Annotated in this window: 21 protein-coding genes; 10 read left to right on the forward strand and 11 right to left on the reverse strand. The window is 43.4% G+C overall.

The genetic code is table 11. The features are described 5' to 3' along the window. The first annotated feature begins 213 nt into the window (after positions 1-213). Positions 214-2,073 (forward strand): helix-turn-helix domain-containing protein, encoded by a 1,860-nt coding sequence (locus AB4558_RS18345; RefSeq protein WP_372158978.1) that lies wholly within the window; start codon positions 214-216, stop codon positions 2,071-2,073. A gap of 28 nt (positions 2,074-2,101) precedes the next feature. Here the strand turns inward: AB4558_RS18345 and AB4558_RS18350 are convergent, their stop codons facing one another. Further along, positions 2,102-2,968 carry a LysR family transcriptional regulator gene (locus tag AB4558_RS18350; RefSeq protein ID WP_372111049.1) on the reverse strand — a complete coding sequence of 289 codons (867 nt, stop codon included), beginning with the start codon at positions 2,966-2,968 and terminating at the stop codon, positions 2,102-2,104. Positions 2,969-3,109: 141 nt separating this feature from the next. Between AB4558_RS18350 and AB4558_RS18355 the strand changes: the two genes are divergently transcribed. After that, complete coding sequence (locus AB4558_RS18355) at positions 3,110-3,484, forward strand: nuclear transport factor 2 family protein (RefSeq protein WP_017060338.1); 375 nt, start codon at positions 3,110-3,112, stop codon at positions 3,482-3,484. A gap of 204 nt (positions 3,485-3,688) precedes the next feature. Here the strand turns inward: AB4558_RS18355 and proX are convergent, their stop codons facing one another. From proX to proV, 3 genes are read right to left on the reverse strand one after another with little or no spacing between them, the layout of a single operon-like run. Continuing rightward, a complete protein-coding gene (proX, locus tag AB4558_RS18360; protein ID WP_017065955.1) occupies positions 3,689-4,696 on the reverse strand; it encodes a glycine betaine/L-proline ABC transporter substrate-binding protein ProX in 1,008 nt (335 codons plus the stop codon). Beyond that, a complete protein-coding gene (proW, locus tag AB4558_RS18365; RefSeq protein ID WP_372158979.1) occupies positions 4,689-5,783 on the reverse strand; it encodes a glycine betaine/L-proline ABC transporter permease ProW in 1,095 nt (364 codons plus the stop codon). The genes proX and proW overlap by 8 nt, the downstream gene beginning before the upstream one ends. Before the next feature lie 3 nt (positions 5,784-5,786). Next, entirely contained in the window at positions 5,787-6,974 is a 1,188-nt protein-coding gene (gene proV, locus AB4558_RS18370; protein WP_017067805.1) for a glycine betaine/L-proline ABC transporter ATP-binding protein ProV, read from the reverse strand. 639 nt (positions 6,975-7,613) lie between these two features. On the opposite strand from proV, the gene AB4558_RS18375 reads away from it, so the two are divergent. Then, the gene (locus tag AB4558_RS18375) at positions 7,614-8,351 is read left to right on the forward strand and encodes an HAD-IIB family hydrolase (RefSeq protein ID WP_017060335.1); all 738 of its coding nucleotides are present in this window, start codon (positions 7,614-7,616) and stop codon (positions 8,349-8,351) included. Between the two features lie 49 nt (positions 8,352-8,400). Here the strand turns inward: AB4558_RS18375 and AB4558_RS18380 are convergent, their stop codons facing one another. The 3 genes from AB4558_RS18380 to AB4558_RS18390 all read right to left on the reverse strand — a co-directional run bounded on the left by AB4558_RS18380 (position 8,401) and on the right by AB4558_RS18390 (position 12,319). Next, positions 8,401-8,613 carry a TIGR02450 family Trp-rich protein gene (locus AB4558_RS18380; RefSeq protein WP_029236446.1) on the reverse strand — a complete coding sequence of 71 codons (213 nt, stop codon included), beginning with the start codon at positions 8,611-8,613 and terminating at the stop codon, positions 8,401-8,403. 141 nt (positions 8,614-8,754) lie between these two features. Continuing rightward, positions 8,755-11,202: a molybdopterin guanine dinucleotide-containing S/N-oxide reductase gene (locus AB4558_RS18385; RefSeq protein ID WP_017060333.1), complete on the reverse strand. Its 2,448-nt coding sequence runs from the start codon at positions 11,200-11,202 to the stop codon at positions 8,755-8,757. 22 nt (positions 11,203-11,224) lie between these two features. Continuing rightward, positions 11,225-12,319: a NapC/NirT family cytochrome c gene (locus AB4558_RS18390; protein ID WP_017060332.1), complete on the reverse strand. Its 1,095-nt coding sequence runs from the start codon at positions 12,317-12,319 to the stop codon at positions 11,225-11,227. A 307-nt stretch (positions 12,320-12,626) separates the two neighbouring features. Between AB4558_RS18390 and AB4558_RS18395 the strand changes: the two genes are divergently transcribed. Both AB4558_RS18395 and AB4558_RS18400 read left to right on the forward strand, forming a co-directional pair. Further along, entirely contained in the window at positions 12,627-12,902 is a 276-nt protein-coding gene (locus tag AB4558_RS18395) for a nitrogenase-stabilizing/protective protein NifW (RefSeq protein WP_017060331.1), read from the forward strand. Between the two features lie 135 nt (positions 12,903-13,037). Beyond that, positions 13,038-14,162, forward strand: coding sequence for a M14-type cytosolic carboxypeptidase (locus AB4558_RS18400; RefSeq protein WP_065583887.1), 1,125 nt, complete (start codon positions 13,038-13,040; stop codon positions 14,160-14,162). Between the two features lie 143 nt (positions 14,163-14,305). Here AB4558_RS18400 and AB4558_RS18405 read toward each other — a convergent pair whose 3' ends face one another. Together AB4558_RS18405 and AB4558_RS18410 are read right to left on the reverse strand one after the other, a co-directional pair. Then, positions 14,306-14,662 (reverse strand): hypothetical protein, encoded by a 357-nt coding sequence (locus AB4558_RS18405; protein ID WP_017060329.1) that lies wholly within the window; start codon positions 14,660-14,662, stop codon positions 14,306-14,308. A gap of 267 nt (positions 14,663-14,929) precedes the next feature. After that, positions 14,930-15,550 carry a LysE family translocator gene (locus AB4558_RS18410; RefSeq protein WP_372158981.1) on the reverse strand — a complete coding sequence of 207 codons (621 nt, stop codon included), beginning with the start codon at positions 15,548-15,550 and terminating at the stop codon, positions 14,930-14,932. Positions 15,551-15,764: 214 nt separating this feature from the next. Here AB4558_RS18410 and AB4558_RS18415 point away from each other — a divergent pair, with 214 nt between their 5' ends. From AB4558_RS18415 to AB4558_RS18425, 3 genes are all read left to right on the forward strand, one after another. Continuing rightward, positions 15,765-17,003: a DEAD/DEAH box helicase gene (locus AB4558_RS18415; RefSeq protein ID WP_371725014.1), complete on the forward strand. Its 1,239-nt coding sequence runs from the start codon at positions 15,765-15,767 to the stop codon at positions 17,001-17,003. 253 nt (positions 17,004-17,256) lie between these two features. Next, positions 17,257-17,478, forward strand: coding sequence for a hypothetical protein (locus AB4558_RS18420; RefSeq protein WP_017057116.1), 222 nt, complete (start codon positions 17,257-17,259; stop codon positions 17,476-17,478). A 127-nt stretch (positions 17,479-17,605) separates the two neighbouring features. Beyond that, a complete protein-coding gene (locus AB4558_RS18425; protein WP_017065764.1) occupies positions 17,606-17,908 on the forward strand; it encodes a thiamine-binding protein in 303 nt (100 codons plus the stop codon). A gap of 57 nt (positions 17,909-17,965) precedes the next feature. Here the strand turns inward: AB4558_RS18425 and AB4558_RS18430 are convergent, their stop codons facing one another. Both AB4558_RS18430 and AB4558_RS18435 read right to left on the reverse strand, forming a co-directional pair. Then, a complete protein-coding gene (locus tag AB4558_RS18430; protein WP_017060325.1) occupies positions 17,966-18,133 on the reverse strand; it encodes a hypothetical protein in 168 nt (55 codons plus the stop codon). 109 nt (positions 18,134-18,242) lie between these two features. Further along, a complete protein-coding gene (locus AB4558_RS18435; RefSeq protein ID WP_017060324.1) occupies positions 18,243-18,506 on the reverse strand; it encodes a DUF1289 domain-containing protein in 264 nt (87 codons plus the stop codon). A 188-nt stretch (positions 18,507-18,694) separates the two neighbouring features. On the opposite strand from AB4558_RS18435, the gene AB4558_RS18440 reads away from it, so the two are divergent. Beyond that, positions 18,695-19,141 carry an META domain-containing protein gene (locus tag AB4558_RS18440; protein ID WP_004734625.1) on the forward strand — a complete coding sequence of 149 codons (447 nt, stop codon included), beginning with the start codon at positions 18,695-18,697 and terminating at the stop codon, positions 19,139-19,141. A gap of 428 nt (positions 19,142-19,569) precedes the next feature. Next, positions 19,570-20,736 carry an ABC transporter substrate-binding protein gene (locus AB4558_RS18445; protein ID WP_017060323.1) on the forward strand — a complete coding sequence of 389 codons (1,167 nt, stop codon included), beginning with the start codon at positions 19,570-19,572 and terminating at the stop codon, positions 20,734-20,736. The last annotated feature ends 2 nt before the right edge of the window (positions 20,737-20,738 follow it).

The raw sequence follows: 20,738 nt of genomic DNA on the forward strand, positions 1-20,738 counted from the left end.
CACAGTAGATTGACAAGTGTCTAGGCAAAAAGCCATAGATTTGACGTCACTAATTTGGCACTTAGCCTGTTAGGGACATGCGCAACATACAGTTCAAATAATCCGAACAATTAACATCCGTAAAAAACAAATTACTGAAGATGTTAAATAGAGAATCCGATGTCTAAACTAGAATCAAGACATTGAGTTAATTATCAGAAGGTTAATGTTTTAATGAGTGAGTTTTCACAGTTGTTACGTAACTTCAGAAAGGAACTTCAATTTACACAAACAGAGTTTGCAACCTACTTAAATCAGCTGGACGATGAGTTTAATGCGGTTGACGTCGTAACGATAAATCGTTGGGAAAACAGTAAGGTAAAGCCTAGTACATACAAAGCACTCAAGATCTTACAGCACCTTGGCGGAGATTTGTTTGAGACAATAAAGAGCTTTAAGTCCGAACAAAAAGACACACTAATCGAACTGTTTTTAAACGAATCCTATGGCTCATTTCAAAGTAGAATTTCAGCTCTATCAGGCCTGAATCAACAACAAGGCGAACGCAACTTTAAGTCACTGCCTTTAATGTCAGAGCCGTGTGACACTGGCGTTATCGACAGAATCAAACTACTTTCTAAATTCACAAAAGTCGATATTTCGCCATTGGACCAAATTGATTTATATCTCTACTACTGTGAGAAAAAAGCACATGGTCACAAACTGATCAATGTAGATGGCGACATTGTGAGTCACAACGTAGGCTTTTTCTTTGAAGACCATCAATTTGAGACATTAAAAACTCAAGAGCTAGATCTAAGAATGGCCTGCTCTTTAAATTCAAGCAAAAGCATAAATTATTTTAATATAAGCTCACACTCAGAGACAAAAGATCATGTTATTGAGCATATAGTTTCAGATATACAGTTACTTTCTCAGAACAAAAACATTAAAAAATATTCTGTTTTAGTAAAAGACCCCAATATGATGAGACTCTTGAAGAGTGTGGGGTTTGAAGTATTTAAATTTTCAGAACCTTCTGCTAAAAAATGTAATATTACATTCAAAAATAAATATTATAGCTACTGTATATTAACGATTGATAAAATAGACTATCTGACTAATCGGAACGTAATGTCACTAATCAAAGATGAATATTCTACCATGATGAAATTTCCGCAATTACTGCGCGAAGCGCGCAAGAAATTGAAGTTAACGCAAAAGGATTTTGCGGCATACATTAATCACTTAGATGATGAATTCAGCTCTGTAGATGTCGTAACGATAAATCGATGGGAAAATAGCAAAGTAAAACCAAGTAATTACAAAGCCCTAAAGCTATTGGACTGCCTTGGTCTGGACTTGTATACAACGTTGAAATCCTTTGATTCAGAAGATAACGAAGACAGTGCATTACTTGAAGACTTCCTTCGTGAGAGGTTCTTTTCGTTTCAAAGCCGAATATCGTCTATCTCTAAAGGGGAAATAGAAGAAGGCTGCGACTGTCAGATCATGCCACTAATGACAGATCAGAATGACAAAGCAGTAATAGATAGAATAAAGCTGATTTCACAATATACAAAGATGGATCCTTCAGCCCTTGATACCATCGACCTGTTTCTCTATTGCAGTGAAAAAAAGGCGCATGGCAGAAAAATGGTCGATGTTAATGGCGATATTGTTAGTCATAGCCTAGGTTTTTTCTTCAACGAAGAGGTGTTCGAGCAATACCAAAATAAACATCTACATATTAAGCAAGCCTGCTCTTTAGATTCTAATCATAACTTAAATTACATTGTGGTTAGCGGTCACTCTGAGAAGCGTGAACAATCTATTGCGAACCTGATTTCCGATATGAAGCTTCTTGCAAGCAATACTAAGATTAAAAAGTATTCCATGATCATAAAGAACCCAAGTGCATTGGAACTTATGAAGAACATCGGATTTGAAATATGGAAGTTTTCAGAACCAACAGAACAAAAGTCGAACATCACCTTCAAAAACAAAAACTACCGCTATTGCGTACTGACTATCGACAAGATCGAATTACTGAGTAATAAACATGTTATTTCTTTTATTAGTAAATATGGTTAAGCACCGGATTTTACCAACGATAGAAAGCTTATACTAAATTCTGCTTAAGCTTTTCTTCCAACGCTTGGATACACAGCTTGATGGCGATAGGCGTATTTGAAGCAAATGGGTTTAGCGCATAAACCGTGTTGGTGGGTAATTCAAAGCTTGGCAGCACGTCGACAACATCACCAAATAACTGAGGAATGCAGAAATCTGGAATCACACCGATACCAACACCTGATTTAATCAGTGCAAGGCAACTGTGGAACGAATTGGTGACGCAACTAGCTTGCTGTTGGTAGACAAAGTCCTGCTCAGTTTGAGAACTAAAATGATGAGTCACCTGTTTTCCCTGCCATGAGTTAGCAATATAAGGAATTGATTCAAGTTCACGCTCTCGCATGCTTTCTACGCCGCACAACACGTCTTTAAACTCGCCTAACCGTTTCTGCTTAAGATTACTGTCGCGCGAGCTACCCACTCGTACCGCGAGATCAATATCGTGATCCATGAAATCCAAGTGTTGATCATCACTGATCAGCTCAGGCTTTAGTTTCGGGTATTGCTTCATTAAATCCGCAATAACAGGCGCAACCAACAAGTCCATCAGTGCATTTGGAGCAGTAATACGAATCCGACCTTGGGGTTCTTCCAACTCAGCTTTCGCCATATCCCATGCCGATTCGGCGATTACATTAATATCCTTACAGCTTAGATAGAAACGTTCCCCCATACTGGTCAAGGTTTGTCTTCGCGTTGTTCGTTTAAGAAGCGAAGCACCGAGCTCTTGCTCTAAAATTTTTAGATGCTGACTGACAACAGATTTAGACAACTCTAGTTTTTCAGCCGCGGCCGATACTGAGCCTTGTTCCACGATATGAGCGAAAATCGACATCTGCTTTAGCTTACTCATTTTATTGTTCTCTTTTTACAAACAGTATTTTCTATTATCTCTGTTTTTAAAATCAATTTCCAAGACTAAACTCAATTCAACTTATCGAAATACCAAATAAAAAAGACAGTGCTCGAAACAAGACTGTTATGGAGAAAGACAATGTTAGACAACCAAATTTTAGAAGCATGTAAGCAAGGCATTAACGCGTGGCAAAAGGCTTTCAACAACCAAGATGCGAAAGGTTGTGCCGATCAATATACTAAAAGCTGTGTAATGGAAGCGCGTCCATTTGGTACTTTTGAAGGTCATGAAGCGATTCAAGCATTTTGGCAAAACATCATCGACCAAGGTTTCAAAGACGTTGATTACACCGATGTAAAATGGGAAGAGCACCCAGACGGCGGTTACATTCTTACCGCGAGTTGGACAATGAACAAAGCGTTTGGCGTTGTACATCATGAACACTGGGCACTTGAAGCCGATGGCTGCGCTCGCTTAGTCAGCGACAACTTCGAAGTTCAAGGCGAACGCTAGAGCTGTAATTAACAGCTAGAAGCTCAAAAATAGAAACAGAAAACAAAAAGCCAGCAATCCAAATGGACTGCTGGCTTTATAATGTTCACTCTTGTCGCCCTTTCACTTGGTTTGAAGGTGATTGAGTGACTCTACACAATCACTCAACACGCTCATCATTTCAAATCAAAATGTCTGGTAAGACAGAACAAATCCAAGTCTAAGTTACAGTGCAGCTTTCTTCGCTTCTGTAATCCAACCATCGAACGTGCTTTGGTTCGCTTTGATCCAACCGTTTACGTGCGCTTCGATATCCGCAGAGCTGTTCTTACCTTTACTCATCATCATGTTCTGAGCACTTACATCATTGATGTTAAGTTTGATGATTTCGAAAAGCTTCGCTGCTGATGGGTTGTTCTTAGCAAACTCTTTGTTCGCAATGATGCGCATTGAGTTCATTTCGAAGCCGTAGTTTTTACCGTTAGATAACGTCGTATCCACGTTCGAACGTTCGCCAGGAAGTGCTGAGAAAGGTACTTCTAACCAAACCACATCTTCGTTAGGCACCAGTACGCCACTTACCCAGTAAGGTGTCCATGTGTAGTAAAGGATTGATTCACCCTTTTGGTAACGAGAAATCGTGTCTGCGATGATTGCAGCGTAGTTACCTTGGTTGTGAGTCACCGTATCGTCCAGTTTGAACGCTGAAAGTTGATGTTCAATCACCATCTCACAACCCCAACCTGGGTTACAGCCTGTTAGATCTGCTTTACCATCACCGTCCGCATCAAACAGCTTCGCGATTTTTGGATCGGTTAATTGACCAATGTTAGTGATGTTGTACTTTTCAGCCGTTTTCTTATCAATTAGGTAACCTTGAGCAGCGCCGCTTACATATTGGCCTTCACGGTAGAATTTCTCATCACCACCAGCCATTGTGTATTTGTCAGCATGAAGCGGGAACCAACCTACTGTTAGGAACGTTGCATCACCCTTTGCAATTGAAGTGTAACCTACGTTGTAATCCACTTCTTGAGTTGATTTCACGTCATAACCCAGTTCTTCTAGAGCACGGTTAACGATCAATGTTTGGAATGTCTCTTCCGCTACAGACGATTGAACAGGCTGAACTGATACGCCATCACCCGGTAGGCTTGCTGCCCACACGTTAGTCGATACCGCTAATGTAGAAACGATGCTTACTGCGAGTTTACTCTTCCATGAATTATTCATTGGTGTTTTTCCTTAATTGAAGTTCTGATTTGTTACCGCGATTAAGTACATTCAGTACAAGGGAAACAGGTCCCATGCGATACCAGCGTAATTTTGTATTACCAGCATTGACACCCAGTACTTGGGTGATTCTGTCTAATAAGATGGCTAAGATAACGATGCCTAAACCACCAACAGCGGCCAGTCCCATATCCAAACGGCCAATACCTCTCAGTACCATTTGACCTAAACCACCTACCGCAATCATTGATGCGATAACCACCATCGATAACGACAACATCAGTGTTTGGTTCACGCCCGCCATAATGGTTGGTAATGCAAGTGGCAGTTGAATTCGGTAAAGCATCTGCTTTTTGCTTGCACCGAATGAATGACCCGCTTCGATCAAATCTTCCGGTACTTGCTGAATACCCAGAATGGTTAAACGTACCACCGGTGGCAGTGCGAATATAATGGTCACCACCACACCTGGAACGTTACCGATACCAAACAACATTACGATGGGTACTAAGTAAACGAAGGCTGGCGTTGTTTGCATAGCATCCAGAATTGGGCGAACGAATTTAGCCGCCGTGTTACTTCGGGCGAGCCATATCCCCATAGGTAAACCTATCAACAGGCAGAAGAATACAGATGTCATCACCAGTGAAAGCGTGGTCATCGCTTCAGACCAAGCGCCAATCAAACCAATCATAGTAAGAGATACTGCCGTAGCAACACCCAGTTTCAGGTTTGAAAACTGCCATGCCACCAAGAACAAAATGATGAGCATAAATGGGGCTGGCGTAGACACCAATGCCGTTTCAAATGAACTTAGAATGAAATCGATAGGTACACGAATTGCTTGAAACAATGGTCGTCCGTGTTCAACTAGCCAATTCAATCCAGACTCAACCCACGTATCAACAGGCAAAACTGCCTCTGCAAAAGGATTAAGAGGATCAAAAGGAATGGTTTCTACGGTTTCACTGCTTAGCCAACCTGCCGATGGTGAAGTGTCAGCGGCTTGACCCCAAGGATCACTTGATGGCTGAACGGCAGGAGCAGACTGTGACCATGGGTCATTATTTGTTTGTTCAGACGACATGATCTACCCCTTATCCAATGTTTGTAACAGTCGTGACTTAGTCACCACGCCAAAGTAATTACCTTGCTCATCCACAACAGGCACTGAGTAAGGCACACCACCAACTAGGCCAAGCACATCATTGATTGGTAAATCAGGGTTCAGCGTTAGTCCATCATCGAGCTGTGCGCTGATGAGTGATTTGTTCTCTTTGTGGGCTTTACGAAGCGAGTCGATAGAGACAATGCCGGAGTAACGGCTGCTCTTCTCAACTACGATGCCGTACTCGCGGTCGTTATCCATCAAAATTTGTAGAGCGGACGCTGGGCCATCGTGTTCTGATTTTTTAAATACCGCAGCTGGCTTCTTACGCGCAATGTCTTTCACAGTAAGTACGCTTGCTACGTTCACACCACGGAAGAAAGCTTCGACATAATCATTCGCTGGGTTACTAAGAATATCGTCTGGAGTACCGACTTGAACCACTTCGCCATTTTGCATAATCGCAATTCGGTCACCGATACGCATCGCTTCATCCAAATCATGCGAGATAAAAACAATGGTTCGTTTATCGTCATTTTGAAGGCGAATAAGCTCATCTTGCATTTCAGTACGAATCAAAGGATCGAGCGCCGAGAACGCTTCGTCCATCAACAAGATATCTGGGTCACATGCTAGTGCACGAGCCAAACCAACACGCTGCTTCATACCACCAGATAGTTCATCTGGGTAAGATTCTGAATATGCGCCAAGGCCAACACGTTCAAGTGCTTCAAGTGCTGATTGCTTTCGTTGTTCAACTTCAACACCCGCAAGCTCTAGACCAAACGCGGCATTCTCGATAACCGTCATATGCGGCATCAAAGCGAAATTTTGGAAAACCATGGAGATGTTGTTGCGGCGAACTTCGCGGAGTTCATCTTCTGAGATGTGGGCAATGTCTTTGCCTCGAAGAAGCACATTGCCTTTGGTAGGTTCGATCAAGCGGTTAAGAAGGCGTACTAGGGTTGATTTGCCAGATCCTGACAGTCCCATTATGACGAAAATCTCGCCTTCTTGAATACTAAGAGAAACATCGTTAACGCCGATCGTTAGCCCTGTTTCTTCGAAAACTTTATCTTTATTTGCGCCTTCATTAATCATTGTAAAAGCACGGTCGGTGTCTTCACCAAACACCTTGTACAGTCCCTTAACTTCCAGTATGGGATCCATGTAATCTAATCCTTTATCAGTTATTTAAACTTAAATTGGTTATTTAAACCCGAAAAACAATTAGCACTCTAAGTAATTGACACGTGTAAATCAAGGTTCTTCGTTCGGTAAAACAAGGCAACAGACTGAAACCAGACCAGCAACAACAAGACCAAAAATAAGCAAAAACAAAGCAAGCTACTGATAATAAAAGGGATAAATTAGATAAGCGTACGGCCAATATTATGTATTACGTAGTCGTAGATTATTGAATATTAATTTTACATTAGAGTGATTAATAGGCTGAATGAACCAACAAAAGCCATAATTAGTTCGTGCACAAACAATTCGAGTACGAACCATTTATTAAGCTTTCATGATGTTTCCGAGGCGAAAGTTCGCTCGGTAAAAAATATAAGATCAACTCTCAATCTCTACCTAAAAACCAAAGGTCAACCGGCTAAAGTCAGCGAGTTGAAATCAACCTTTTCAACCAAGAATTTTAATACGTCACACCAACTGTGATACTTGCTGCAAACTCTCAATTGGCGATTACCTAAGCTGGAATTCAACTTGTAGAGTGCTCACTGCTGAGCCATTCTTTATAAAAGAAATAGATATTTCCCCGCGATGAGTGAGAGAAAAAGACAAGGAATTCGAATGATAAAAATGCTGGTGTGTGACTTTGACGGAACGCTGGATGGAGGCTCTTCTCATGGAGTTAACCAATTCTTCGATTACCTTACCGAGCAACCTGATATCCGCTTTATCATCGCAACAGGAAGAACGTTACCCTCTATTCAAGACGGCTTAGCATCAAACAACTACCCGGAACCACACAGTATTATCAGCGATGTTGGCACCAGGATTCATCATAACCATTCTCAAAAGCCCGACCATATCTGGCACCAACAACTCGAGGCTTCATGGAATAAGTCAAAAGTAGAGTCCGCACTCGCACCACTCGACTTTATGGGCGAGCGTATAGAGAATCATCAAGGTGATTACAAGATGACGTTTGAAGGTAAGCTGTCTGAGCCACAACATGCATTGATCGAATCTCACTTACAGTCACACGGCTTAGATGTCCACCTAACGTATTCACACGACTGGTATCTAGACATCACACCAAAGGGAGTCAACAAAGCAACCGCTATCCACCATCTTTTGAAGCAACACGACTTGAGCATTGACCAGGTTTGCGTTGCCGGTGATTCAGCTAACGACACCTCAATGTTGACAATAGAAGGCGTTAACTCGATTTTGGTAGCAAACCATTACCCTGAAGTAGCGCACCTTTCTGACCGAGACAATGTGTATACCAGTAGAGCAACCCATGCGGAAGGTGTTCTTGAAGGGCTCAGATATTGGCAACAGAAGTCGTCGAGTATCCGATAAACAGCAGTTCACCATGAACAACAGATTCTGATCAAACAGGCTTCTAGCCCTACTTCCAGCCTGGGAGCCAATTTTGATTATCAGTAAGCTCTCGCCAATTGATGTCTTCTTCTCGTTTGGTCATCACCGCTTCTATCAAACAACGAATAACCTCCCCTTCTTCAAACTCTACCTCTGTGACCATAAAGTGTTTTTCTTTCTTTACAGGGCTAACGGCCGTCCATTTACTGCGAAGTAGTTTCTTTGGATTGATTCGATTCATGAGTTTATTTCTCGCTTAGATGTCATTGATTATTATGGATTGTCTAGCCGACACTGAGTAATAGTCTTCGTCGCAAGAAAAGGATCAAAAAAAGCCAGCGATTAGGCTGGCTTCATTCAGTTAGCTATTACTTGTTAAAGATTAGCCGTTTTTAGGTGGATCAAATGCCGTGAGTTCTAATACTGGACCTGTGTATTTTTCAATCTTCACAAGCGCAGAGTTTGCAGCACAGCCATTCGCCAAACGAGAAGTCGGGATATCCAACGTAAGCACGTTACAGCCACCGTTTTTACATAGACCTGTGTCTTTATCTAAATCAGGCCAACCGCCTTCATGGATACATACAGAGCCTTGTTTGATGCCATCCGTCACTAATGCACCCACCAATACTTGTCCACGACCATTATGTGCACGAACCAAGTCACCCGTTTTAATGCCTCGAGCTTTCGCATCTTCAGGGTGAATTGAAATCGGCTCACGGTCTGCAATCGCATACTCTTCGCGGATCTTCGCGTAGTTGAACTGGCTATGCAGACGGTGCGCGGCGTGCGCTGTCATCAGTTGCAGTTCGCCATCTTTAGCGTTGCCTGTGTACTCTGTTGGTTCTAACCAAGTTGGGTGTGCTGGGCAATCATCTAGTTGGTAACCTTCAATGGTTCTTGAGAATATCTCGAACTTGCCACTTGGTGTACCTAGTGGGTTCATGATTGGGTTCTCACGAAAATCAGCGTAACGAACAAACTGTGCGTTCTTCTCGTTCCACTTCATCTCGATCAACTGATTATCTTCCCAGAACTTGCTGAAGTTAGGCATTACGATACGCTGACCACGACCACCTTGCTGTGCGGTTTTGTAGAAACCATACAGCCATTCCATCTCGGTCTTGCCTTCGGTGTACACATCACGACCACCCGGAGCAAGTAACTCAGACATGTCCGCAAATACATCGAAATCGTTACGAGCTTCACCTTGTGGCTCAACCACTTTCTTCATTGGCACTAAGTGTTGGTTACTGTAGTCACCCGTCATCGTCATATCATTACGTTCAAACGATGTAGTAATTGGCAGAACAATATCCGCGTGCTTAGCTGCTGCTGTCCAGTAAGGTTCTGAGATAACAATCAGCTCAGGCTTTTGCCAAGCTTTGATCAAGCGGTTGGTATCTTGGTGGTGAGTAAAGTTCGCACCGCCTGCCCACCAGATCATTTTGATCTCTGGGAACGTTAGGTTGTGACCATTGTGATGGTAGCTTGAACCCGGGTTTTCTAGCGCTTCAACAATACGCGCTACAGGGAATGCGTTCACAGATCCTGAAACAGCCCAATCGTTACCCGCCGAAGAACCACCGCCAAGTGACGCTGAAATCGCAGGAAGTACGCCTGCATCACGAGCAGGGTTACCACCGTTTGAGTAGTGGTAAGAAAGACCGAAACCACCACCAGGCAAGCCAACTTGACCTAGCATTGTCGCTAGCGTAACCAACATCCAGTGACGTTGTTCACCGTATTGTTGACGCTGCATACCCCAGCCAGACATCAGCATAGTACGGTTCTTACTGAAGATATCCGCAAGTAGCTCAAGCTGCTTCACTGGCACACCACAGATCTCAGACGCCCACTCAGCAGATTTTTCTACGCCGTCTTCCTTACCCATCAAGTAAGCTTCGAATACGTCGTAACCTGTTGTGTATTTACCCAAGAATTCTTTATCGTGCTTGCCCTGTTTCACTAACGTGTGTGCGATACCCATCATCATGGCTACGTCAGTCATTGGGTGAGGAGCAATCCACTCTGCGTTGTCACCAAAAAACTCGATAGTCTCAGAGCGCATTGGGTCAATCGCAATCACTGTCTTGCCCGACTTCTTCAACTGGTGGAAGAACTCAAGACCTGCACAGTCGGTTGAGCTCCAAGCGATCTTCAAGGTGTTAATTGGGTTTAGGCCCCAAAGTACCACCACATCACTGTGCTCAAGGATAACTGGGTAAGTCGTCTGCTGTTCATACACCTCAATCGAACCCACAACGTGCGGCATGATAACTTGCGCAGCACCTGTTGAGTAATCACCTAAGTGACCAGAGTAACCACCAGCCATGCTCATGTAACGTTGTAGAAGCGTTTGCGCTTTGTGCAGAACACCACTTGAACGCCAGCCATAAGAGCCTGCGAATACAGATTCCGCACCGTGCTCTTGACGAATACGTGAGTGTTGTTGGTGAATCAATTTGTACACTTCATCCCAAGAGATACGAACAAATTCATCACTACCACGTACACCTTCAGGTGCAGATGGGTTAGCCAAGTAGCCTTTACGAACCATAGGGTACTTAACACGCGCTTTGGTGTGTACTTGATCAGGGCCTGTGGTCTGCAGGCTATTTGGAACCGTTTGTGCCAGTGCATTCGTCGTCGACACTAACTTGCCATCTTTCACTTCACACAGCATTGGTCCCATACGACCTGATGTTAGAACACCAGAACCACGTTTGTCCGAAGCAATTGCGCTCATCGGCGTCAAAGATGTGAATGCCAACGCACCAGCTGTAATACCTGTGCCTTTCATAAATCCACGACGTGTCATATTAGTCATAATTTTATCCTTCTAATTCTCTTTAGTGACCAACAACGTCTTTCGCGTGGTTTTGGAAGTACTTAGTCAGCAGCTCAAGGTTTTGCTCAGAAATGTCTGTACGGTCGCCCATACTTTTCGCAACAGGTCCCCAAGCATTCACAGTGAAGTGGTTTGAAGGAATTTTCGCGTGACACGTTGCACAGTAAACGTTGTCCAACTCTTCTGCGTAAGACCAGATTGGGTCTAGTTTATCGACAACTGGAGAAGTGATATCACCCGTTAGCGCAACTGAACGCCACTCGTTACCGTAAGCATCGGCTTTATAGTCACCAGTAGTCAGTGCTTCTTGACCTTTGTCTGTCAATGTCGCAACGATTGCACGTTGGCCTTCACCGAAGTAAAGCACTTGCTCTGCACCTTTCATTTGGAATGCATTCAAAGTCACAGTACGGTTGTCGCCTTCAGCCTTGACCACTTGCAGTTCTGCTGTTGGGTTTACACTGCCGAAGTCACCCATTGCGATATCGGTTACTGGGTAAACCACTTTCGCATCTGCTGGCGTGTTTTTCGTAAATGCGATCAGGGTATCGAACGCTTTGCTATCTAGCTGAGCTTCAGGAGCAAAATGTGCAACGCCTTTGTGACAATCGATACACGTTTGGTTATTTTCACGACCATAAGCATGCATTTTTGCTGCATCACGAGATTGCTCGAACTCTTCCATTGCATCGAATTCGTGACAAGAGCGACAAGTCGCTGAGTCATTCTCGCGGAATTGAGCCCAAACTGTCTCAGCCATCTCTTCACGGTGTGCTTCATATTTCTCAGGCGTGTCTATCTTACCTGAAATAAATTCGTGGTAGATGTCTTTGGACGCTCTTACTTTGGTGATCACGTAGTCAATCGGATCAGTTGGAATGTGGCAATCGGCACATTCAGCTCGAATGCCTTTTGCGTTACTGAAGTGTACAGAACCTTGGTATTCTTTGTGGGGTGCTTCCATTGTGTGGCAAGAAACACAAAACTCAGTGCTCGATGTATAGTGCATAACGGCTGCAGTTCCCCCTAAGGTTAACCAACCAATACCTATACCAACCGCCGCTATTAGTGCGATATAACGTTTTTTTATTGTCATAATTCTTAATCATCTTCAACAATTGGTTACAATTAAGATCAGAATAGTACTTTAGGGGTAGATCAGTTTGATTTGGATCATAAATCGCATTCTGAGGAACAAAAATTGAACCTTTATGAGAACCCAAGGGCACTTCACGAAATTATTCCCCACCAGATACAAGCACCCACCAAATAAGAATCGACGGTTAAATATCTATTATTGATTAATCTAACATCAACGAGACAAAACGGCTTTCTAAGTCAAAGAAGTAAATTGTAAATCTATTACAATATTGGCTATCTATTTTTCATAAACTCCTCACTCAATGAACCAAACAGAATTCCAACAAAAAATGGCGAGTTTCACCTCGATTGAACAAGCGCTTGATTACTTCGAAATTGGGTTTGATAGCAAGTTCATCAACCAAAATAGAGTCGAGCTTATGAAACGCTTTAATGGTTATCTGATCCTGTCAAAACCCGATGATTGGTTCTCTGGACGAAGAGCGCTGAAAAACGCTTATTGTAAGGTTCAACGCAGCAAGTTAGATCGCCACACACGTTCAGCCTGTCGTGGGTGTACAACTTGTCAGCGTCGATAGATAGGAAGTACTGCTCAAAGTAGAGAACTAAAAAGTAGATAGTTGAAATAACATCTCATTACGATTTAGTTAGTGGTTTGCTCGAAAAAAAGTGTGCTAGTCTTACGGCAACTCAACTACGAGATAAAAACTACAATGAAAATTTTCAGCAATTTCGAAAGCGGCAACATTCACGTCGTTTCTGCAGATTCACCACAAAACATTCAACTGACTATCCCAGCAGACTACCAAACTGAAATCTCTCAGTGGTTTCACTTCCGCTTAGAAAGTGAGGCTCAACAAGCTCACCACTTTGAAATCGGTCAATTGGCAACATCTGCCTACCCTGAAGGCTGGAAAGATTACGATGTGGTTGCATCCTACGACCGTGAAGAGTGGTTCCGTATCCCATCTCAGTTCGATGGCGATACATTAAGCTTCGATATCATCCCTGAACACGATTCAATGTACTTCGCGTATTTCGCACCGTACTCATACGATCGTCACCAAGATCTTCTGCACAGTGCTCAAACGCACCCAGCTTGTAAGCTTGAAACTCTAGGTCACACGCTAGACAACAACGACATCACTTTGCTAACTATCGGCGAGCCAAGTGAAGAGAAGAAAAATATCTGGGTTATCGGTCGCCAACATCCAGGCGAGACGATGGCTGAATGGCTAATCGAAGGTCTGCTACAACGCCTGCTTGATGAAACAGATACGGTCGGTCGCTCTCTTCTAGACAGCGTTGTGTTCCGCGTTGTACCAAACATGAACCCAGATGGCAGCATCCGCGGTCACCTGCGTACTAACGCGATTGGTGTTAACCTGAACCGCGAATGGCAATCACCTTCTATGGAACGCAGCCCAGAGGTATTCCTTGTTCGCGAGCGTATGCTAGAAACGGGCGTTGACCTGTGCCTAGATATTCATGGCGATGAAGCGATTCCATATAACTTTGTAGCAGGCAGCGAAGGCACGCCTTCATACAACGAGCGCATCGCGAAGCTAGAGAGCCACTTCAAGCAAGCACTGCTGACTATCACGCCAGAGTTCCAAGATGAATTTGGTTACGATAAAGACGAACCAGGCAAAGCAAACATGACAGTTGGCACAAACTGGATTGGTGAGCAATTCAAGTGTTTGGCTTACACCGTCGAGATGCCATTTAAAGATCACATCAGTCACGCTGACGAACTTTACGGCTGGTCTCCAGAACGAAGTGTCGCGTTTGGTCACGATATGCTAGCCGCAGTTTGGGCTACAGTAGACGAGCTATAAGGCGAACTAAGCTCATTAGCTTTACCTGTATCGCCTTTGGTTTATAAGAATCTGGGCTATAGATAGAACAAAGCCCAGCACTTGTGAAAGTGCTGGGCTTTTTAATATCGGCTTGGATGAGTGAATCTAACTTTAAAAGCTTTCTATGCCACTCTGAGGCTAGCAAAAAACACTGGGTATCTTTGCCTAATGTGGCGTTGTTCAGACACCATATCTTTGAAGCTCGGACCTTGTGATAACTGAACGATCACTTCGTCACCTTCTTGTCGCAATACAGCACCGCTAATATCGATACTGTTGTTGTCATGCAACCTCAAGGTGCCGGCCATTGAAAAGCCACGATAAACCGGAATGATGTTACGCATCATCAGGCGTACACCCTTTTCAGAAACTTCGCTGACATGAAAAAGCTCATCCTTAATTCGCATCACCGGACGAGCCTTTTGAGGGTACTTTAAGCGGTAATATTTGCGTTTCTGGGTGAATGAATCTTCACGCATTGGTGACTCCCTGTCTCTGTTATTTCGGTCAAGCAATAGGCTGTAGCTTCAATTGGTCTCAAATAAACACATTCACCAAATTGATAGCTAATAATTATATCGACTTCCCGAGCTAATGCTTTAGAGATTTATGCAGAGAAACACTGATTGCTTAGCATTCAGTAAAAAATGAGAACTGAATCGGAAATGAAAACTAAGATGGAAACGAGAACTAAGCCGGAAATGAACTGAACCAATAGCTAAAAACCCAATTCTTCGCATCGCACCCTAAAGCTGAAACAATGCCAACTGAATGCTGAAGCCCACGAATAGAATCCCACACACAATGTTCATCATTTGCGAGGTGCGCTTTTGAACTAACAAGCGCTTAAAGGTATCCGCCATTAAGATCACAACTAAGAACCACATCGACACCACTGACGCTTGAATTGCACCAAGTATCAAACTGTCTGTCACAATCGCATCTGTTGAAACAAATTGAGGGAATATAGAAAGATAAAACAGGACGATTTTAGGATTCAGTAGATTAGTGAGGAGCCCTTTGAAAAATTGGCTGTAAAGCTTACTTCCCGATGCACTGACCACAGAGAGCACACCCTCTTGAGCGCGCAGCGCCGCACGAAAATGGTTATACCCAAGCCAGACAAGATACAAAACCCCAGCCCACTTTAGCCCTTCAAAGGCCATGGGAGTGTTCGACAATAATAGGCTTATGCCGTTGGCCGAGATAAAGGCGTGAAAAAAAAACCACATGACACGCCCAACACGTTCACAAATGCGAACAGCTTTCTTTGAGTTAAGGCTGTGCTTAATACCAACAGCGCATTTGGGCCCGGGATAATAGCAATAAAAAACACGATAACAATAAACAGCCAGATACTGTCCCAACTCATTTCGATCTCATTTCATGAACATTTTTAGGGCGGACATTGTACGTCCATTCAGTGCCATTACAATATGATAAACGCTTAATTATCGCGTATGGCTAACATACATAATTCGCGCGTATAATGAATGTGTTTATCGTCTAACATACAAAACTGATTCTCTAACATTTGTAGCCCTGTTAGACTCCACCTCCCTTTTGATACTTGGTTCATTTATGTCATTTGCTAGCCTAACCCTTAACGCAAAAACCGTCTCCGCGCTCCCATCTCAATTCAATAAGCCAACAGAGATACAGCAAGCGGTAATTCCTACCATTATTGCGGGGAAAGACGTACTTGCATTGGCTCAAACGGGCAGCGGTAAAACATTGGCGTTTGGCTTACCGTTACTGAATAACATCAACCAAGATGTGAATGAACTGCAAGCACTGATCATTGTTCCAACCCGTGAACTTGCATCTCAAGTGACCAAATCTTTAGAGCCGATCGCAACAGCGCTTGATATCAAATTGGTAACGCTAACGGGCGGCGTAAATACTGATGATCAACAGCAACAATTATCGACTAAACCACAATTAGCCATCGCCACACCGGGCCGCTTACTTGCTTTAATCAAAAGTGATGAACTGGATGTCGCTCAGTGTTCATCATTGGTTCTTGATGAAGCCGACCGCCTGATCGACATGGGCTTTTGGCCAGATGTTCAAGCGATTACTTCAGCACTACCGAGCAAACGTCAGTCACTGTTGTTCTCTGCGACACTTCCGCCCGAATTAGTAGGGCAAGCTGAAGAGCTTCTTTTAAATCCAGTTAAAGTCACGACACATCAAGAAAACAGCGTGGTCGCGACTATTGAAGAAACCCTGTATTTAGTGAACAAAGGCAGTAAAGCTCAAGCGCTCATCGCACTACTCAATCAACACACATGGCCGCAAGTATTGGTATTTATTGGCGCAAAAGACAATGCCGATGCATTAACCAAACGATTGAATAAAGCCAAAATCAGTGTGAGTGCGTTACATGGAAATAAGAGCCAAGAAGAACGAGAGCAAGCATTAGAAAGTTTCAAAAATGGCGAGACTCGTGTGCTTATCGCGACAGACGTGATGGCTAGAGGCATTCATATTGATCAATTACCTGTCGTAATTAACTTCGAATTACCTTCTCACTCAGCAACTTACGTACACCGCGTTGGTCGTACAGCAAGAGCAGGAAGTACTGGCTGCGCGGTCTCTCTGGTTAGCCACAGCGAAACTGACTACCTCAATGCGATTCGCACCTTGACCAATAAGCCGTTAGTGCTGCAACCATTAGAGGGTTTCCCGGTTACCGACAAACCTGCATCTGAAACGACCGCTCGCAAGCGTCCACCTAAAGATAAAATGGCCAATCGAAGAACAGCTAAAAAGAAAAGCATTAAGCAATTTAAAAGCAAACCAAATAGCTCTAAGTAACCAGAAATAACTCTAAGTAACCAGAAATAGAATGGTCAGCTCAGTTTGTACTGGGCTTTTTTATATGCAACAAAATACAAATTCACACCCAAAAACTTCCCTAAAGTTGCCAACTTAAATGACACTTTTGTGAATTATGATGCCAACGTATTGATTCTTGGTTGCTCAAAAAAAATACTCTTAAATCACGTTGACGCCCCTATATCTAGCAACTAGATTTTTCTATTAGTGTCTACAACAGGAGGTCATTGAAATGAAACGTGCTAGCTCTACATATCGATTACAACTGATTAAGGAAGTGGCAACTCGCCGAGATCGTCAACGTTCCAATGACCCGATGGCAAACTACATACAAACCCTAATAGATAATAAAGATGATTGTGATACTTCGGTTGAACGCAACCAGAGGTTCAGTGGCAGTCATTTTGATGAGCACATAGGTGGTTGGGTAAGTGACCACTGGGGTAACAAGTAGGACAAAGAGAGTAATCCAACCAGCATAATCGCTGTAGAATTCGTCTCCGAATTAACCTATCATCTGCAACAATTCCCTATCCTAGAGTAAGCAGAAAGTGTCTGAGTTAAAAAGAGAAAAAGAAGTGATGGTTGCCTTCCAAGTGATACCTCGCGTTAAAGAAGGCAACAACTTCGAAGTGGTTGATAAAGCCATTGAAGTTGTGAAAGCTGCCGATGTGCCTTTCCAAGTCGGTGCGATGGAAACTACGATGAAAGGTGAACTCAACCAATTACTCGATATCGTTAAAAAAGCAGAACAAGCTTGCTACGATGCAGGGGCGGTAGAAGTGATCACAAACATTAAGATTCACAGTAAAACCACCGAGGCCGATGATACATTTTGCACGTACCATCGTGGTGTAACGAAAGCGAATCACATGTTTGTTTAATCACATTTTTGTTTCTGAAAACTGAGCTTTAAGAAAGGCTCTGAAGAACCAGTGGTGTTATTGGAAAGGCATGTCTGAGAGGTGAGAAAGGATTTCCATTCGTTCTTCTTCTGACATCGAATGCCAATCACGCGGAGTCTCTTCAGGGTCATCTTTTGCCCCGATCGGTTTTCGGTCAAGTGCTTTGACTGGCTCTTTTTTGATTTTTACGTTCTTTTTATTCATACCGACACCACTCCTTCAGGTACAAAGGTACCTACTTTAATATTACACCCCAACCATTATGTAAAGTAATAGTTACTTCGGAGTTAAATAAAATCTAAATACTTCCTCTTTAGCCAAAAAGATCTCTTTGGGGACTGGTATTTCCCTCTTCATCGACCTGCTTACCAATCAAGTTTTTTTGATTCATTATTTTTCTTCTATAGCGCTGACGACACAGCTTTATCACGTGCAATTGTTCTGACGGTGTCATCGACATCCAATTAAAGCGCTCTTCTCTCTTGCGCATACAACCGTTGCAATAGCCTTTGTCATCGCTTGAACAAACCCCAACGCAAGGGCTTGGAACTTGGAAAAACTCTAACTGCTCCACCATGCCTCCTTACACATTCAAAATTACGCTTACTCTCTCAAAAATAAGCGATTAATTTGTCGCCTGGCTCGTGAAATCCATACTAAACTATGACCTTATACTGACACATATAGTGTTTTGTAAACTATACTTTGAACCCATCAAGTTACACTTATCCGGTAACTTCGTTCTTTCCTTTGGAGCCTTATAATATGAAGTTTAGTTCAAAAAAATTACTAGCAGTAGCCGCTTTACCTATGATGCTAGCAGCATGCACAACAACAGGTGACAACGCGATGCAAGTAACACCAACCGATCTACAGCACCATAATTGGGAACTTGCGCAAATTGATGGCAAGGACATTGTGAAAAGCGAAGACCAAGCAGCTCCTCGTCTAGAGATCGGCGAAAAGATGACTGCAAACGGCATGGCTGGTTGTAACAACTTCTTCGGTCAAGGCGAGCTGAAAGACGGTCAATTCCGTATCAAGCAAATGGGCATGACAATGAAAATGTGTCACGGCTCTGCGATGGAAATCGAACAATCGGTTTCTGCTACTCTAAGCGAGTGGAGCGACGTAACGCTAACAAACGATACGCTAGTACTGAAAAACGATGTACACACGCTAACGTACACAATTCGTGACTGGGTAAACTAATCCGTCATCGAAACCAAATACTGATTAAAGGAGCCTGATGGCTCCTTTTTTATTGTCAGCTTGCCCTCACTACTTCTTCAAAATTGACGCTCATCGCCGACTTTTCGTACCAACCTCCAATAAACCTCAAAAATCTCTCATTTAGATGCAATAAATTCAACGGTTCAGCGGTCTGTTGCTAGGATGGCAAAAGCCTAGAGTCTGTCGAGTTTTCGAGATGATTACGTATCGAACAAAACTCGACCGCGAACTCCCTGCTTATTCTCAAGTAATTGATTGAATTTACTGTTGAATTAGAATTTATTTCAGAAACAGATAGAATAACTATTAGGGCATGTTGATCTTTCGTTAACCACGAAGGGTCAATACGCACTAGGGAGTTCGAAAATACAATGCTCTTGCCCGTTCACTACCAAATGGAAAAGTTTATGAACAAGATAGTAAGTACGTTAGGAATCATGGCAACCGTTGCATACAGCGCAACCATTTATGCTGATGAAGCAACATCCACCGACAGCTGGAACCAAATAGAACAGCAGGCAGAGGGAGAAACTGTCTACTTTCACGCTTGGGGCGGAAGCCAAGAGATCAATCGTTACCTACAGTGGGCAGGCAAGAAATTACAAAGTGACTACGGTGTCACGTTAAAGCATGTGAAAGTGACCGATATTGCGGAAACCACCACTCGACTGCTTGCTGAAAAAGCAGCAGGAAAGAACAGTGAAGGCAGCGTCGATATCGTCTGGATTAATGGCGAGAACTTCCGCTCGATGAAAGACAACGCGCTATTGTTTGGGCCATTTACGGAATCACTTCCAAATTGGCAGTATGTCGATAAGTCTCTGCCAATTGATGTCGATTTCTCAGAGCCGACAGAAGGCTTAGAAGCACCGTGGGGCGTGGGACAACTGGTGTTCATTCATGACCAAGAAACACTTCACAACCCGCCACAATCATTCTCTGAGATGTTAAGCTACGCTCAGGCTTTCCCGAACCGCTTAAGCTACCCTCGCCCACCAGAGTTTCATGGCACGAGCTTCATTAAGTCACTACTGATTGAACTAACAAACAATAACCCTGCGCTGGCTCAGCCGGTTTCAGAAGACAACTTCCAAGAAGTAACGGCACCACTGTGGGCTTACTTAGATAAATTCCATAAAGTGGCGTGGCGCGGTGGAAAGCAGTTCCCAGCAGGCACATCGGAAAGCATCCAACTTCTGGATGACGGACAGATCGATCTCGCGATTACGTTTAATCCAAACTCTGTTTATTCAGCACAAGCCAGTGGTCGCTTAGCCGAAACCACTAAGGCTTATGCTCTAGAAAGCGGCGCTCTATCTAACATTCACTTCCTTGCGATTCCTTGGAACGCCAATGCAACCGCGGGTGCTCAAGTGACCATTAACTTCTTACTGAGCCCTGAAGCACAGTCTCGCAAGGGGGACCTCAATGTTTGGGGCGATCCTTCGGTTCTGAGCAGCAAGTACCTCACTGGCAGCGCTAAAAACACCCAGCAATTTAAATCGGTTGATGAACCACACCCTAGCTGGCAAAACGCGCTCGAGAAAGAGTGGCTTAAGCGATACGGTAACTAGTC

The sequence above is a fragment of the Vibrio sp. 10N.222.51.C5 genome (assembly GCF_041474575.1).
Lineage (GTDB): Bacteria > Pseudomonadota > Gammaproteobacteria > Enterobacterales > Vibrionaceae > Vibrio > Vibrio crassostreae_C.